Annotated in this window: 15 protein-coding genes; 5 read left to right on the top strand and 10 right to left on the bottom strand. The window is 64.4% G+C overall.

Annotation, left to right across the window (positions count from 1 at the left end):
• Positions 1-17 precede the first annotated feature (17 nt).
• Positions 18-1,376, bottom strand: a complete 1,359-nt coding sequence (locus GDH07_RS13965) for a glutamine synthetase family protein (RefSeq protein ID WP_022644343.1) — start codon at positions 1,374-1,376, stop codon at positions 18-20.
• A gap of 163 nt (positions 1,377-1,539) precedes the next feature.
• On the opposite strand from GDH07_RS13965, the gene GDH07_RS13960 reads away from it, so the two are divergent.
• Complete coding sequence (locus GDH07_RS13960; protein WP_152897918.1) at positions 1,540-2,481, top strand: helix-turn-helix domain-containing protein; 942 nt, start codon at positions 1,540-1,542, stop codon at positions 2,479-2,481.
• Here the strand turns inward: GDH07_RS13960 and GDH07_RS13955 are convergent.
• The 3 genes from GDH07_RS13955 to GDH07_RS13945 all read right to left on the bottom strand — a co-directional run bounded on the left by GDH07_RS13955 (position 2,478) and on the right by GDH07_RS13945 (position 4,311).
• Positions 2,478-2,867, bottom strand: a complete 390-nt coding sequence (locus tag GDH07_RS13955) for a hypothetical protein (RefSeq protein WP_022644347.1) — start codon at positions 2,865-2,867, stop codon at positions 2,478-2,480. The genes GDH07_RS13960 and GDH07_RS13955 overlap by 4 nt on opposite strands.
• Positions 2,868-3,117: 250 nt before the next feature.
• Positions 3,118-3,588 carry a YbaK/EbsC family protein gene (locus tag GDH07_RS13950; RefSeq protein ID WP_152897917.1) on the bottom strand — a complete coding sequence of 157 codons (471 nt, stop codon included), beginning with the start codon at positions 3,586-3,588 and terminating at the stop codon, positions 3,118-3,120.
• Positions 3,589-3,753: 165 nt separating this feature from the next.
• Positions 3,754-4,311 (bottom strand): CocE/NonD family hydrolase C-terminal non-catalytic domain-containing protein, encoded by a 558-nt coding sequence (locus tag GDH07_RS13945; RefSeq protein ID WP_152897916.1) that lies wholly within the window; start codon positions 4,309-4,311, stop codon positions 3,754-3,756.
• A 650-nt stretch (positions 4,312-4,961) separates the two neighbouring features.
• Here GDH07_RS13945 and GDH07_RS13940 point away from each other — a divergent pair.
• A complete protein-coding gene (locus GDH07_RS13940) occupies positions 4,962-5,291 on the top strand; it encodes a hypothetical protein (protein WP_152897915.1) in 330 nt (109 codons plus the stop codon).
• Positions 5,292-5,397: 106 nt separating this feature from the next.
• Here the strand turns inward: GDH07_RS13940 and GDH07_RS13935 are convergent, their stop codons facing one another.
• Positions 5,398-6,093 carry a peptidoglycan DD-metalloendopeptidase family protein gene (locus GDH07_RS13935; RefSeq protein WP_022644351.1) on the bottom strand — a complete coding sequence of 232 codons (696 nt, stop codon included), beginning with the start codon at positions 6,091-6,093 and terminating at the stop codon, positions 5,398-5,400.
• A 301-nt stretch (positions 6,094-6,394) separates the two neighbouring features.
• Between GDH07_RS13935 and GDH07_RS13930 the strand changes: the two genes are divergently transcribed.
• The gene (locus GDH07_RS13930; protein WP_022644352.1) at positions 6,395-6,586 is read left to right on the top strand and encodes a PLD nuclease N-terminal domain-containing protein; all 192 of its coding nucleotides are present in this window, start codon (positions 6,395-6,397) and stop codon (positions 6,584-6,586) included.
• A 231-nt stretch (positions 6,587-6,817) separates the two neighbouring features.
• On the opposite strand, the gene GDH07_RS13925 is transcribed toward GDH07_RS13930, so the two are convergent.
• From GDH07_RS13925 to GDH07_RS13915, 3 genes are all read right to left on the bottom strand, one after another.
• Positions 6,818-8,818, bottom strand: coding sequence for a peptidase U32 family protein (locus GDH07_RS13925; RefSeq protein ID WP_152897914.1), 2,001 nt, complete (start codon positions 8,816-8,818; stop codon positions 6,818-6,820).
• Between the two features lie 113 nt (positions 8,819-8,931).
• Positions 8,932-9,312, bottom strand: a complete 381-nt coding sequence (locus tag GDH07_RS13920) for a RidA family protein (protein WP_022644353.1) — start codon at positions 9,310-9,312, stop codon at positions 8,932-8,934.
• 86 nt (positions 9,313-9,398) lie between these two features.
• Complete coding sequence (locus GDH07_RS13915) at positions 9,399-10,349, bottom strand: LysR substrate-binding domain-containing protein (RefSeq protein ID WP_152897913.1); 951 nt, start codon at positions 10,347-10,349, stop codon at positions 9,399-9,401.
• A 143-nt stretch (positions 10,350-10,492) separates the two neighbouring features.
• On the opposite strand from GDH07_RS13915, the gene GDH07_RS13910 reads away from it, so the two are divergent.
• The gene (locus GDH07_RS13910; RefSeq protein WP_152897912.1) at positions 10,493-11,668 is read left to right on the top strand and encodes a M20 aminoacylase family protein; all 1,176 of its coding nucleotides are present in this window, start codon (positions 10,493-10,495) and stop codon (positions 11,666-11,668) included.
• 26 nt (positions 11,669-11,694) lie between these two features.
• Positions 11,695-13,017 (top strand): MFS transporter, encoded by a 1,323-nt coding sequence (locus tag GDH07_RS13905; protein WP_152897911.1) that lies wholly within the window; start codon positions 11,695-11,697, stop codon positions 13,015-13,017.
• Between the two features lie 342 nt (positions 13,018-13,359).
• On the opposite strand, the gene GDH07_RS13900 is transcribed toward GDH07_RS13905, so the two are convergent.
• Both GDH07_RS13900 and GDH07_RS13895 read right to left on the bottom strand, forming a co-directional pair.
• Complete coding sequence (locus tag GDH07_RS13900) at positions 13,360-13,923, bottom strand: transcriptional regulator (protein WP_022644358.1); 564 nt, start codon at positions 13,921-13,923, stop codon at positions 13,360-13,362.
• A 128-nt stretch (positions 13,924-14,051) separates the two neighbouring features.
• On the bottom strand, positions 14,052-14,675 hold the full coding sequence (locus GDH07_RS13895) for a TetR/AcrR family transcriptional regulator (protein WP_152897910.1): 624 nt from the start codon (positions 14,673-14,675) through the stop codon (positions 14,052-14,054).
• Between the last annotated feature and the right edge of the window lie 2 nt (positions 14,676-14,677).

Below are 14,677 nucleotides of genomic sequence, written 5' to 3'. Positions count from 1 at the left end.
GCGAAAAATCGCCGGGGTCAGACGCTGAGCAGCAGGAATTCGCGTTCCCAGGAGCTGATCACCCGCTTGAAGTTCTCGTTCTCGGCGCGCTTGACCGCGACGTAGCCACGCACGAACTTGCGCCCCAGGTACTGCTCGATGACCGGGCACTCCTCCATGTGCGCCAGGGCGTCCTCGATGGTGATCGGCAGGCGCAGGTTGCGTCGCTCGTAGGCGCGGCCTTCCACCGCGGCGCTGGGGGCGATGCCCTCGACCATGCCCAGGTAGCCGCACAGCAGGCTCGCGGCGATCGCCAGGTAGGGGTTGGCATCGGCGCCGGGCAAGCGGTTCTCCACCCGCGTGGCATCCGGGCTGGAGGTCGGTACCCGCAGGCCGGCGGTGCGGTTTTCCACGCCCCATTCGACGTTCACCGGGGCCGAGGTATCCGGCAGGAAGCGGCGGAACGAGTTGACGTTGGGGGCGAACATCGGCAGTACCTTGGGGATGTACTTCTGCAAACCGCCGATGTGCTGCAGGAACAGCTCGCTCATGCTGCCGTCGTCGTTGGTGAACACCGGCTTGCCGGTGGCGATGTCCACCACGCTCTGGTGCAGGTGCATGGCGCTGCCGGGCTCATCGGTGATCGGCTTGGCCATGAAGGTGGCGGTGACGTTGTGCTTGAGCGCGGCCTCGCGCATGGTGCGCTTGAACACAGTGATCTGGTCCGCCAGGTCCAGGGCGTCGCCATGGCGGAAGTTGATCTCCATCTGCGCCGGGCCGTCTTCGTGGATCAGCGTGTCCAGGTCCAGGCCCTGGGCTTCGCACCAGTCGTAGACATCCTCGAACAACGGGTCGAATTCGTTGGCGGCATCGATGGAGAACGACTGCCGGCCGCTCTCGGCACGCCCCGAACGCCCCAGGGGGGCTTGCAGCGGCAGGTCCGGGTCTTCGCAGCGCTGGGTCAGGTAGAACTCCATTTCCGGAGCCACGATCGGCTGCCAGCCCTTGTCGGTGTACAACTGCAGGACTTTCTTCAGCACGTTGCGTGGCGACAGCTCGATGGGGTTGCCGAACTTGTCGAAGGTGTCGTGGATGACGATGGCGGTGGGTTCCAGGGCCCAGGGCACCAGGAAGATCGACGAGGGATCGGGGCGGCAGAGCATGTCGATGTCCGCCGGATCCAGCAGCTCGTAGTACAGGTCGTCGTCGACGAAATCCCCGGTGACCGTTTGCAGCAGGACACTTTCCGGCAGGCGCATGCCTCGCTCATGCAGGAACTTGTTGGTGGGGGCGATCTTGCCGCGGGCGATCCCGGTCAGGTCGCTGACCACGCACTCTACTTCGGTGATCTTGTGCTCTTTCAGCCATGAGGAAAGCTGATCGAAAGGGGCGTTCATAAAGACCTCGATGATTGTTTTCATCTGCACCCAGGTGAGCGGGAGTATCCCGGCAAGGCTTCCCCTGCAGCGCATTGGCGACTATCTTGGGCAAGCCTTGTGGTTTCATCTATCCACTTTAAACAGAAGCAAAACGCACCAAAAGAGTGCGTAAGGTCTTCCCATGACGACGTCCAATCCGCTTCAGGTCCAGGCTTTCAAGAGCTTCGATGTGCTCGACCAGGTCCGGGCCACGCCAGGTTGGGTCCAGCAGTACCGGCAGATGTCCCCCGGGCATTTCAATGGCCTGGTGCGCTACCTGGACCTGCAGGGCGTGGAAATTTACGAAGAGCGCATGAATACCCGGGTCGAACAGAACTTCAACGCCCCCGAAGGGGCCCTGGCGTTCTGTTTCGATCGCAGCGACAACGCGCTGTACGTGCTCAATGGCGAAAGCCGCAACATCTGGATCACCCCCGAGAACTACCAGGAGGTGGCAGTGGTGTTCGGCCCCGAGTTCGTCCAGGGCCGGGCCTTGGGAGTCGAGCGCCTCGATGGTTTGTTCATGGCGCCCTTGACCTGCCAGCAGAACCCGTTGTTCTGTCGCTGGCTGAGCGCGACCCTGACCCGGCTGTCACAGACCCTCGATCCACCGAGTCGCGAGGCCCTGGCCCAGCAGTTGCTGGACGATTGCCTGTACATCCTCGACAACGCCTGCGTGCGTCTGGACCCCGGTGGTTTGCAACGGCGCACGGAGGAACGGGCGATCATGCAGCGGGTTGCGCAATGGGCCGCCGATGTCCCCGAGGAAACCCTCAACCTGCTGGAGCTGGCCCAGGTTGCCGGGGTGTCCCTGCGCCAGTTGCAGAGCGCCTTCAAGGGCTTTACCGGCATGGCTCCCAGCCAATGGCTGCGCTTGCGCCGGCTCAACAGCGCCCATCGCGAATTGCTCAGCCGCGGCCCGGCGGACACCACGGTGGCCGAGGTGGCAATGCACTGGTCGTTCTGGCACCTGGGGCGTTTTTCCAGCAGCTATCGGGCCTTGTTCGGGGAGTTGCCGAGCCAGACCCTGAGGCGCGCCCGGGGCCACCATCTTCAACCCACGGGATGGCGCAAGCGCGATTAGCGGAATGTTCCGCAGAGCGCATTACCCTGGTAGCCGTGCATGAGGGGGCCGAGGAACATGAAGGGGCCGCAGGCATGGAAGTCCGAACTGATCTTGCGGCTCGAGCGCAGCAGGGGTACCTCAGTGCCGTTGATGTCGTTGCCGTAGGCGATGGCATTGCTGTAGGACTCGCACACCGGCAGCTTGAGCGGGATCGGCAGGATCACCACCAGGAGTGTGGCGCCACACCATTGTCGTTCGGGCGAGTTCTTCTGCGTGCGCGTGATGACGGGCGTTATGGCATTTTCGATCAGTCGTCGGTGGGCAGCGGTCTTCGATACCTGTTCCTCAGGCATGTCCACCCAGGCGCCCACGCAGCCATGGAGTGCGAACGCCGTCAGGGCCAATAGCGCGCCCCTGATGAAAGGAGCAAACGAGCGGGGTGTGGGATGAAACCGGGGAGCGGCTGGCAGTGGGGGCTGCAAATCGTAGTGAACTGCGCAATTGAGTGGAACGTGCATCCTGCACCTGTCGTTGGAATGGGGACTTGCGTGGGGCGACGCATTAGAAACGCCGGCTCGACAGTCGTCAACCGATTCCGGGTTGCGCCCGACGCGGCAAGGCGTCGGGTAGATCGCGGGTGCCTTCGCTGCTCGGCTACTTGACGCAGATCACCTGGTGCCTGGGCAGGATGGCGGTCAGTGGGCCGGTAATCCGGAACACGGCATTGGGGGTGCCGGCGGCAGCCCAGACTTCATCGAAGTTCAGCAGGTCTTCATCGACCAACAGCTCGAGCTCTTGCCGGTGCCCGAGCGGTGGCACGCCCCCGATGGCGAAGCCGGTCACCTGTTTGACGAAATCGGCGTCGGCCTTGGTGATCTTGTCGCCGAGCAAACGGGAAATGGCTTGCTCATTGACTCGGTTGGGACCGCTGGCGAGGACCAGCACAGGAGTGTCGAGCGTGCTACGAAACACCAGGGATTTGACGATTTGGGCTTTTTCGCAGCCCAGGGCGTTGGCCGCGTCGTCGGCGGTGCGGGTCGAGTCCGGGAGTTCTTGTACCGTCAGGTCGAGTCCACGCTGGTGGAGCAGGTCCTGGAACTGTTGGGCTCGTTTACTGATGCTCATGGGAATTTCTCCTGGGATGGGAAGGCGAAGAATAGCTGGCGCCGGTCGCCAGGCCGGCGAGCTTGTCCTAGCCAGGGAGCGCGCCTCACCAACCGAGTGCTCAACCTGGCATCCTTGCGGGTTGTCTCGATCAGCATGCGCGCCAAGTGGGGCCTTGGCCCAGTTTCAGCGCGGCAGGTCCGGCCCGACGCCGGCCGGCACTGGTACGGCGTTCGCCCGGCAGGGTTGGCGCAAGGTCGTGGCGCAGTCCGGCAAGCCGCTGGCATGGGTGTAGGGCAGGTAGCCCAGTACCAGGCTCGACGGATGCTGGCGGTCATGCCAGATGCTGTTGGTGGAGGCGTCGGGCAGGTGGCCGAACTTCCAGTAGCCGGTCTGTGACGGCGTATCGATGGTCAGCCGCAGGCTGGAACCGGCGCGGAACACATGGGCGAACTTGTTGATCTCGATGCGCGTGAGGTTGGCCTGGCGGGCCTTGAGCGGGTTCAGCGCGGCCTGGGGGTAGTGGCCGAACGGGCGCAACTCGGTGGAGCGGGCCGGGTCCAGGGCGCGTTTGGAGGCGCGCAGCCAGCCACGCTGGACGAACATTTCCTGACCGTCCGGGCGCACCTCGGACAGGGTCACCTGCAGGTCGGTGTCCTTGGCGGTGGCGCTGATCCACAGGTCCGCCGAGCCTTCGCCATAGAAGCTCAGGTCTTGGGGCAGGGCCGCGGTGGTGAAGGTCAGTTGGCCAGCTTTCTGTCACTCGGCCACTGCCGGCCAGCCTTCGTGGTCCGGATCGTTCACCGCCGGGCTTGGCACCGGGTAGCGGTACCGTGATGGCGCGCCGTCAGCGTCTGGCTTAGGCCCCCACCGATTTTGCGCGACGGCGGTGCGGGAGTCGTAAGTGTCCTGTTCACTGCATCTCTCCATGGAGAAAAGTTGGGGTGGAAGTTGTTGTTTTACGCCGCTGGAGTTTCTCGGTAATGAAGGGGCGAGTTACCAGGCCACTCGATGAAAGTTGAGTGCCGTGGGCCAATCCTTGATTCGCAGGCAGACCGCAGCGCCCATGGGGCCTGATAGGGCGAGTCCGGGTGGCGCTGGCTGCGAGCTCGTTTGAATGTAATTTAAAGTGAACGAGAATCTACAAACTGGAAGTGAAGAGTGCTGTAGAAGTTGCCTGTCATGACGGGGCCGATCCTTGAGTTAGTTTGAAGTTAGTTGCTGTACATATATGTCTCATCAATCGGGTTCAAGGTCGGTTAAACCATCTCTGATGACAGGCGAGGGCAGGGCTCATCCAGAGTGCTCAGCGCCATGATGCTGGCCACTGTGGTCGGGGAGCCGGTGGTTGCCTCGATCGACCAGTACTCGGGCTGACGTGCCAGCTTCTGGCCGTGGGTAATGATGAGGCCTTGTGCCTGGTGGTAGTCGTGGCACAGGTACCGGCCTCAGGGCAGGCGGGCAGCGTCGGTCTGGACCAGCAGTTCAGCGTCCCGGGCAGTGGCAACAGCCGGGTGGGAAGCTACACCGATCGTTACACCTTCGCTGTGCTGAGTTCGGGATTGCTGCCGGGCCTGGCCCTTTTGGCCTTGGCACTTTGTGCCAAGCAGATGTTGGTTGGTGTCGCGGCATTCCTGGCCATTGGCATGAGCCTGGCGCTGATCGTGCGGGTGATGCGCACTGCCAATCCCAATCCCCTGGTCAACAGCCGCAGGTGTCGATGATCGATGCCGGCCTGGATCGCCCGGGCCGGTTATGGGCTGAAGGCGCCCTTGTGGATTGGCGCCCTGTTGGCGCTGCTGGCGCCGTATGAACTGCTGGGCTGGGCACTCAGCCCGGTGGCAGCAAGCGCAACGGGTCCACCGGCACGCCGTTGGCGCGGATCTCGAAGTACAGCTGGGCGCGATCGGTATCCTGGGAGCCGGCCTCGGCGATCTTCTGGCCCTTGATCACCATCTGGCCCTCCTTGACCACCAGCTTGCTGTTGTAGGCATAAGTGCTGGTGTAGGACGGGCCGTGCTGGAGGATCATCAGGTTGCCGTAGCCACGCATGTAGCCGGCGAACGCGACCTTGCCGCCCAGGCTGGCGTGGATCGGCTGGCCCTGGGTGGTGGCGATGCGGATGCCCTGGTTGAGCTTGCCGGTGGGCGAGAAACGTCCGATCAGCACTCCACGCAGTGGCCAGGTCCAGCCCTTGAGGGTGACCTTGGGCATCGGCGGCGGGGGCGGCGGGGCCTTGCTCCGGCTGCTGGAGGTCCGTGTCTTGCTGCTGGCCACCCGGGTCGTCCTGGGCGTGCTGCCGCCAACCTTCAGCACCTGGCCGACTTCCACGGTATAGGGCGCCTTCAGGCCGTTGAGTCGCGCCACTTCCTTCCAGTTCGTGCCGTTGCGGCTGGCGATGGAATACAGGGTATCGCCGCGCTTGACCCGGTACTCCCCGGCCTTCAGAGGCCCGGAGCTGGGTGAGTTGGAGCTGCAGGCCGAGAGGGTCAGCAGCAGGGCAATGAATATGAATCTTGCGAACACACGCTATCCATTCTGTCTTGATGGGCCTGGGCCCGGAACGCACGGCCAGCGCTGAATCCAATCGCTGGGCGACGAAGCCGGCAACTATACCTGTTTGCCGAACGCTCGGCGCGTAGTAGACCACCGCAACAGGCATCGAACTCCCGCCGTCGGAAAAAAAGCCGCCATGGCCATAGTGGCCTAACTCCTGCTCCCGCCAGATAGCCCTGGTTCGCCGGCTCCGTTGTGACGCCTCGGATCAATCAAACTGAACCTCGGCTAAGGGTTCCTTCCTAAGCCAATACAGACCGGGAGGAAATCCATGCACATCGAATACATCTGGATAGCGTTGGCTGTCATCGTCTTGCTGATCGAGTTCTGGGCCATCAAGAGCCTGCTGCGTAGCGGGGCCAGCTCCGAAAACAAGGGGGCATGGCTAGTGGTGATCATCTTCGTCCCGCTGCTGGGGTTCTTGCTCTGGTTATGCGTGGGCCCAAGGCAAGCGCATGGTTAGCATCCCGGGGCGGGCAGAGACTGAGGCGCGCTGGTCGGCACAGCCGGGGTGGCTCGCGGTACCGGAAAAGGTAGAGCGCGACGGATATCGCCCATGGCATGGGCTGGCAGCTGTGGCATCTGGAGCTTTCTGGGGACTGCCGACAGCGCTGTAGCCGGGGATGCCATCGGCAGATGTGGCCCCTGATCGGAGCCGCGAGCGCGACGGCATTGCGCCGCGCTCGCCCAGCTGTCAGTGCGGCGCGCGGGGGATGGTCTTGAGCAGGTCCTCGGGGCTGATATGGCCAACCACCGAGTCTGCGGCGCTGCCGGGCAGCGGCAAGTCGAGGATATGGCCCTTGATCTTGCCCACCACGTGCATTTCGCAAGGCTTGCAGTCGAACTTCAGGGTCAGTACCTCGTCACCGTGCACTAGCTGCATCGGTGCCACCTTGGTGCGCACCCCCGTCACGCCCTTGGCCTGCTTGGGGCACAAGTTGAAGGAGAAGCGCAGGCAATGCTTGGTGATCATCACCGGTACTTCGCCGTGTTCCTCGTGGGCTTCGAACGCCGCGTCGATCAACTGCACCCCGTGGCGATGGTAGAAGTCCCGGGCCTTCTGGTTGTAGACGTTGGCCAGGAACGACAGGTGCGATTCGGGGTAGACCGGTGGCGGGTTGCTCTCGGCTTTGCGCGAGCCCCGGGGGTGGGCGGCGATACGCGCGGCGTCCAGGGCCTCGATGGCTTCCCGGCGCAGGGCCTTGAGCTGGGAGTTGGGGATGAAGTAGGCCTGGGGCGCATCCAGCTTGATGTCGGTGGCGTGGTAGCAGGTGGTGCCCAGCTGGCCCAGCAGGTCACGCAATTGCTCCAGGGCCTGCTCCGGCTTGTTGGCTACGCCGAAGGGACCGTCCAGGGCGACGCTGATACCGATACCTTCTTCACTGGTGGCGCTCAGTTCCAGGCGCTCTTCGCGCAGGCGAGCCTGCCAGGCCAGGCCGATGCGGCGTTCGGCGGAGGTGCGGGTCAGGGCCTGCTGCCAGTTGTGGTCCAGGTTGCGGCTCAGCGGATGGTTGGGGCGCAGGCGGTGCAGGCCCTCGGGCATCTCGTTGGGCTCGACGCGATAGCGATAGCGTTTTTCACCGTCTTCCTCGAACTCGCCACGGGCTTCGGCGATATTGGCGCGGAAACCCACCACTTCGCGCTTGACCAGCAGGTTGAGGCCGTCACCGTTGGACAATGGCTCGAAGGTCACCACTTGCAGGTCACGCTTGCCGACCTTTTCCACCACGCCCACCGGCAGGCCGGTGAACGTCGGTGAGTCGAACGCGCCGATGTCGATCTTGCGCTCGCTGACGAAGTAGTCGGTACTGCCACGGTGGAAGGTCTTGTCCGGATCGGGAACGAAGAAGTGTGCGGTGCGGCCGCTGGAAGCGCGGGCCAGGTCCGGACGGTCCTCCAGCACATCGTCCAGGCGCTGGCGGTAGTAGGCGGTGATGTTTTTCACATACCCCATGTCCTTATAGCGACCCTCGATCTTGAACGAGCGCACCCCGGCCTCGACCAGGGCGCGGATGTTGGCGCTCTGGTTGTTGTCCTTCATCGACAGCAAGTGCTTCTCGTAGGCAATCACCCCGCCGTGCTCGTCCTTCAGGGTGTAGGGCAGGCGGCAGGCCTGGGAGCAGTCGCCACGGTTGGCGCTGCGGCCAGTCTGGGCGTGGGAGATGTTGCACTGGCCGGAGAAGGCCACGCACAGGGCGCCGTGGATGAAGAATTCGATGGCCGCGTCGGTCTCGGCGGCGATGGCGCTGATTTCCTTGAGGTTCAGCTCTCGAGCCAGTACCAGCTGGGAGAAACCGGCCTGGTCGAGGAACTTGGCCCGGGCCAGGGTGCGGATATCGGTCTGGGTGCTGGCATGCAGTTCGATGGGCGGGATGTCCAGCTCCATCACCCCCAGGTCCTGGACGATCAGCGCGTCGACACCAGCGTCGTACAACTGGTGGATCAGCTTGCGCGCCGGCTCCAGTTCGTTGTCATGGAGGATGGTGTTGAGGGTGGTGAACACCCGGGCATGATAGCGACGGGCGAACTCCACCAGCTGGGCGATCTCGCTCACCTCGTTGCTGGCGTTGTGGCGGGCGCCGAAACTCGGGCCACCGATGTAGACCGCGTCGGCGCCATGCAGGATGGCTTCGCGGGCGATACCGACATCGCGGGCAGGGCTGAGCAGTTCGAGGTGGTGTTTGGGCAAGGACATGTTTTTCTAATCAGGCTTATCAGGGGCAAGGCGCGCATTGTAGCGGCGAAACGCTTGCCCGGCACCCGTGTACTGCCCGGTGGCGGCTGCGCACCTGGCGCAGCCGCTTGGCATCAGGCCTTGGCGGCCATCGCGGTGACTTCCACACGCATGCCAGGAACCGCCAGCGCCGCTACGCCAACGGCCGCGCGTACCGGCCAGGGTTTGGCGAAGAAGCGCTGGTAGACCTCGTTGAAGGCTGCGCGGTCAGCCATGTCGGTGAGGTAGATGGTCAGGTGCAGGACCCGGTCCATGGAGCTGCCGGCGCGTTCCAGGGCCACCTTCAGCGCTTGCAGGGTGCACTCGCTTTGCCGGGTGATGTCACCCAGTTCCAGGCTGCCGTCGGCATGGGTCGGGATCTGGGTGGAGACCAGCAGGCCGCCGAAGCCGGCAACGTCGGAAGAAATGGAGTCGGCGTCCGGGTCGGGCAGGAAGGAAATATCGTGGTTGGCCATGGGCTTTTCTTGTCCTTGGGAAAACGGGCCTCGCATGATGCCATCAATGGCGGCATTTACCAGTCGAGGCGTACGCGGTGAGGGACTCAGAAGAACAGCTCGAGCATCCCCGCCAGCTGGCGCTGCTCGGGGCTGCGGGAGCGGCCGCAGGCTTTCAGGCTGTCCTGCAGGCACTGGACGAAGCACAGCGCGGCGGCGTCCAGCGGCTGGTCGCGCAGGTGGATCACGCTGACTTGTGCCTCTTCCAGCGGTTCGACCAGGTCCAGGGCCTGGGCCCGGCCCCGCAGGGGGGCGCACAGCAGCATGGGCTCCGGTGAATACCCAAGCATGCCGGCATCCACGATCAGGCTGCTGAGCATGGCACTGGACTGGGCGCCGACGATACGCCCGGCGGCGATGCTCCAGCCGTGGCGCTCGAACAACTGCTGGACCAGCGGGGCAGGGCCGGAGGGGCCGAAGTTCATCACCCAGTCCTCCTCCAGCAGCTCGCCCAGGGAGCGCGCCGTGCCGCGCGGATGCCCACAGGAAGCCAGGACCTGCATGCGGTAGCGAACCAGGGGCTGGTGGACGAATTCCTGGGCCGGCAGGGTGCTGGCCGGGCCCAGGGCGAGGTGCATCAAGCCGCTGCGCAGCAATGGCAGGCTCACTGCCTGCAGGCCTTCATAGATCTCCAGCTGGACCGAGGGCAGCGCCAGGCGGAATGCCCGCAGCGTCGGCGCGAGCAAGGTCTGGCCCAGCCAGGGGGTGACGCCTACGCACAGCCGCGCCGGGGTTGCACCGCGCAACTGCGCCAGTTCGTGCTGGGCCCGCTGCAACTGGCTGGCGATCTGGCTGGCGTGGGGGAGCAGCACCTTGCCTGCCGGCGTCAGCCTGGCGCCCCCGGTATGGCGCACCAGCAAGGCCAGGCCTTGTTCCTCCTCCAGCTCGCGCAAGGCTCGGGTCACCGCGGCCTGGGACAACCCCAGGATACGCGCGGCGGCGCGAATCCCACCGCCTTCGGCAACGGCCAGCAAGGCTTGCAGTTGATGTAGCTTCACGGCGCTTTCCCCTGAATACCAAAGGTTGTCACGACAACGTTTTTGCGGCTTATGCCGGGCTTTTTCCGGCGCTAGGTTAGCCACTGGGCCAAGACCGGTCCAATCGCCGTAGCAGGCTTTCCTTGTCACTCAGGACATTCCCCATGCATGAAAGCTGGATAACCCCCGGCATCGCCGAAATCGCCCCGGCCATGATCGAGTTGCGCCGGGCGATCCATGCCCAGCCAGAGTTGGGCCATGAAGAATTCCTCACCCGCGAGCGCGTGGCCCAGTGCCTGCAAGAGTGGGGCTACCAGATCCACCCGGCCATGGCCGGCACCGCGCTGGTGGCCACCCTGGGCAATGGCCAGGGTCCGCGCCTGGGGTTGCGTGCCGAACTCGATGCGTTGCCGATCCAGGAGCAGGGCGAGCGCCCCTGGCGCAGCCGCACCCCGGGCAAGATGCACGCCTGCGGCCATGACGGGCACATCGCGATGCTCCTGGCGGCGGCCTGGGAGCTGGCTCGCAAACCTGCCTGGCGCGGGACTCTGCAGTTGTTCTTCCAGCCCGCCGAGGAAGGCCATGGCGGCTCCGGTGCCAGGCACATGCTGGAAGAGCAGGTGTTCGAGCGATTTCCCTGCGACGCCATCTTCGCCCTGCACAACTCGCCGGGCATGCCCCTGGGCAAGTTCGGGGTGCTGGCCGGGCCATGCATGGCCAGTACCGATAACATCGTGATCCTGATCCACGGCGCCGGCGGCCACGGCGCGATGCCCGACAAGACCCAGGACCCGGTGGTGATCGGCGCCTCGCTGGTCATGGCCCTGCAGAGCCTGGTCTCGCGCAACGCGCCGCCCAGCGAGACCGCCATCATCACCGTCGGGGCCTTCCTGGCTGGCGACGCAGCCAATGTCATACCGCAACGCGCGGAACTGCGCTTGAGCGTCCGGGCCTTGCAACCTGCGGTCCGGCAGATGCTCAGGCAGCGGATCAAGAGCCTGGCCGAGCTGCATGCCAGCAGTTTCGGCGCCAGGGCCGAGGTGATCTTCGGCGAGGGCTACCCCGTGCTGGTCAACGATCCGGGCGCCAGCGCCCTGGCCGCCCAGGTGATCCGCGACTGGCTGGGCGAGGAGGGGCTGGTGCCGGACATGCGACCGATATGCGCCAGCGACGATTTTGCCTTCTGGCTGGAGCGCGTGCCCGGCTGCTATCTGCTGATCGGCAACGGCGATGGCGCCGGCGGTTGCGAGGTACACCACCCCGGATACGACTTCAACGATCAGGCCTTGCCCTTGGGGGCCAGTTTCTGGGTGCGCCTGGCCCAGCGTTTCCTGACCTGAACCGAACACCCTGAGAGGAACCATCGATGACAACAACAAAAACAACCATCAACTCCATCACCGATACCTGCCATGCCCCACCCTTGGTGAAGAACCCTCGAGCGATTGCCGCCATCTGCCTGGGCAACGCCCTGGAGTTCTACGACTTCCTGGTCTACAGCATGCTGGCGACCCTGATGGCGCGGCTGTTCTTTCCCTTCGGCGATGATTCGCTGATTCCATTGATGCTGTCGCTGGCCGTGTTCGGCACCGGCTTCGTCATGCGCCCGCTGGGTGGCCTGGTCATCGGCCTGTATGCCGACCACGCCGGACGCAAGGCGGCATTGCGCCTGACGCTGTGGTTGATGGCCACGGGTTCGCTGTTGTTCACCGTGGCACCGACCTATGCCCAGGCTGGCCTGTTCGGACCGGCGCTGATCATCATCGCGCGGCTGATCCAGGGGTTCGCCGTGGGCGGGCAGATCGGCAGCTCCACCACCATGCTGATGGAGTATGCGGACAAGCATTCACGGGGTTACTACTGCAGTTGGCAAACCTTCAGCCAGAGCCTGGGCATCGTCTTTGGCGGTGTACTGGTGATGAGCCTGAGCAATCTGCTGAGCGCCGAGGCCATGGACAGCTGGGGCTGGAGGCTGGTGTTCGCCATCGGCATCCTGGCCATTCCGGTAAGCGAATACATCCGCCACCGGTTGCCGGAGACTCCGGTGCACCGCCACCAGGGGCGCCACGGCGATACCGCCGCCCATTCCCTCAGGTTGCTGTTGGGCCACCCCCGGCAACTGGCGGCGGGAGTGCTGCTGGTGATCGGCGCCACGGTGCCGATCTACACCATCCAGTTCTACCTGGCGAACCACGCCATCAGCGTGTTGCACATGCCCCTGGGGATCGCCACCTGGGCTGCCATCTTCGCTTGCCTGCCACCCTTGCTGTTGTCGGCCCATGCCGGGCGCTTGAGCGATCGGATTGGCCGGCGCAAGTCGATCTTCTGGCCTCTGCCGATCCTGCTGCTGGCGATCTACCCGGCGTTCCTGCTGATCAACCAGCACCCGCATATCGGTGTGCTGCTGGCGCTGGTGACGCTGCTCAGCATCCCGTTGACCTACACCATAGTGCCCAACATGGCGCTGCTGCCGGAGCTGTTCCCGGCGCGCATACGGGCCAGCGGCATGTCCATCTGCTATTGCCTCGGAGTGGCGGTATTCGGCGGCTTTACCCAGCTGTTCGCCACCGGCCTGGTGAGCCTTACGGGCAGCCCCAATGCTCCGGCCTGGTACATGTTCGCGGCGATCATGCTGTGCCTGGCAGGGCTGAAGCTGGCGCCTGAAACGGCAGGCAAGGAGCTGGACTGAGCGGCGAGGTGGTAGTCAGGGGCAGGGCAGTTGGATATTTTCATAGCTCGCATGAGTCAATATTGACTCATTGGAGTCTTGAAAGTATCTTCATTCCACTCCGGAACTGCTCCGGGCGTTTCATCGGCAATCCGCGTGCGCAGGGAAGGCGCTGACACCGTCCCTCAGGTTCCAACAGCACGCAGTGCCATGGCCGCGTCGCCCTGCCATGGGCCATGGTACGGATGGATTTGTCGGTCCAGCTCCTTTGGTTGGTCGCAACCAGCCAGTTTTGCCCCGTTGGCCCCAGGGTCGCGGGGCTTTTTTATGCTCCGGCAAGGCACCGGAGCTAGAGGCGAGGGCTCAGGCAGGCTTGGTGGCGATGGCGCCGTGGAGGAACATCTGCTCCACCACATTGGCCGAGTTGGCGCTGGCCGCGCGGCCACGGCGCTCGGCATCGACGATGCCGAAGATCAGGGTCAGGAACAGCTCGGTGAACACCTGGGCGGTGATGTCGATACGGAACACCCCCAGTTGCTGGCCTCGCAGGAAGAACGCATCCAGGGCATCGGTGTAGAACTGCCAGCGCTCGTCCTCGCCATCGTTGAGCATGGTGTCGGGACGGTACTGGAACAACAGGAATACCAGCATCTCGCGGTGAGCCAGGTGTTCGCTGACCAACGTGCGCAGGGCGGCCACGGGTTCGTCATGTTGCAGGTCAGTGCCGTCGATGATGCGTTTGAGCACGCCTTGCCCATGGTCTTCCATCATCTGCAACAGCTTGTCGCGCGTGCCGCAGAAGCGGTGCAGGGTGGCCTTGCTCACTCCGGCGAGTTCCGCCAGCTCCTTGAGGGTCGCCCGCGGACGGTCGACGATGGCCTGGGCCAGCGCCTTGATGAGTCGTTCGTCTTGAGGGGTCAAGAGCATCAGTGGGCCTCTAGTCAGTTTTCAATTGCACGCATTGTGCAGAAATAGTCGTTGGCTTCAACGTAAATGACCGCTTCAGCCAGGAAAATGATCGTTCCAGCGGGCTTTTGCCGCTGATCGCCTGGGGCTCAGCCCGGACTGCTGGCCCGGAACAGCTGTTGCAGGCCTTGCAGGGTGCTGTCGACGAAGCGCTCGTCGCTGGTGCCCTCGGGGAAGTCCAGCACTCCGTGGATCACCAGGGACGCCAGGCCGTGGGTGTAGGACCAGCCGGCGAGGGCGGCCCGGCGCACCTCGGCGCTCTGCACATCCTGCTCCAGCAGGCCGGCGATGATCCGCCGCAGTTCACCGAAGGCCTGCTCGCGGGCGCTGCCCAGTTCCGGTGGCATGTCGCCGCCGGCGAACTCCGGGCCGAACATCAGCTGGTACAACGCGGGATTGGCCCGGGCGAAACTGAAATAGCTCAGGCAGGCGCTGCGCAATCGTTGCACGCCGCCGCAATCGCGGTCCTTGAGTACCAGCACCGCCGCCAGCTCGCGAAACCCCTGGGCCGCCAGGCTGCCGATCAACTGCGTGCGGTTGGCGAAGTGGTGATAGGCGGCGGTGGAGCTGACGCCGACCCGCTCGGACACTGCCCGCAACGACAGCCGGGTCGGGCCTACTTCCTCGAGCAGCGTCCGGGCGGCGTCCAGCAACTGCGGCGCCAGGTTGCCCACGTGGTAGGAGTCGCGCGAGCGCGGGGAGTTCTTGGTCATGC

Origin of the sequence: Pseudomonas piscis (assembly GCF_009380155.1) — a bacterium.
Taxonomy (GTDB): Bacteria; Pseudomonadota; Gammaproteobacteria; order Pseudomonadales; family Pseudomonadaceae; genus Aquipseudomonas; species Aquipseudomonas piscis.
Note: the sequence above shows the minus strand (reverse complement) of the source record. Positions and strands in the feature narration are given on the sequence as shown.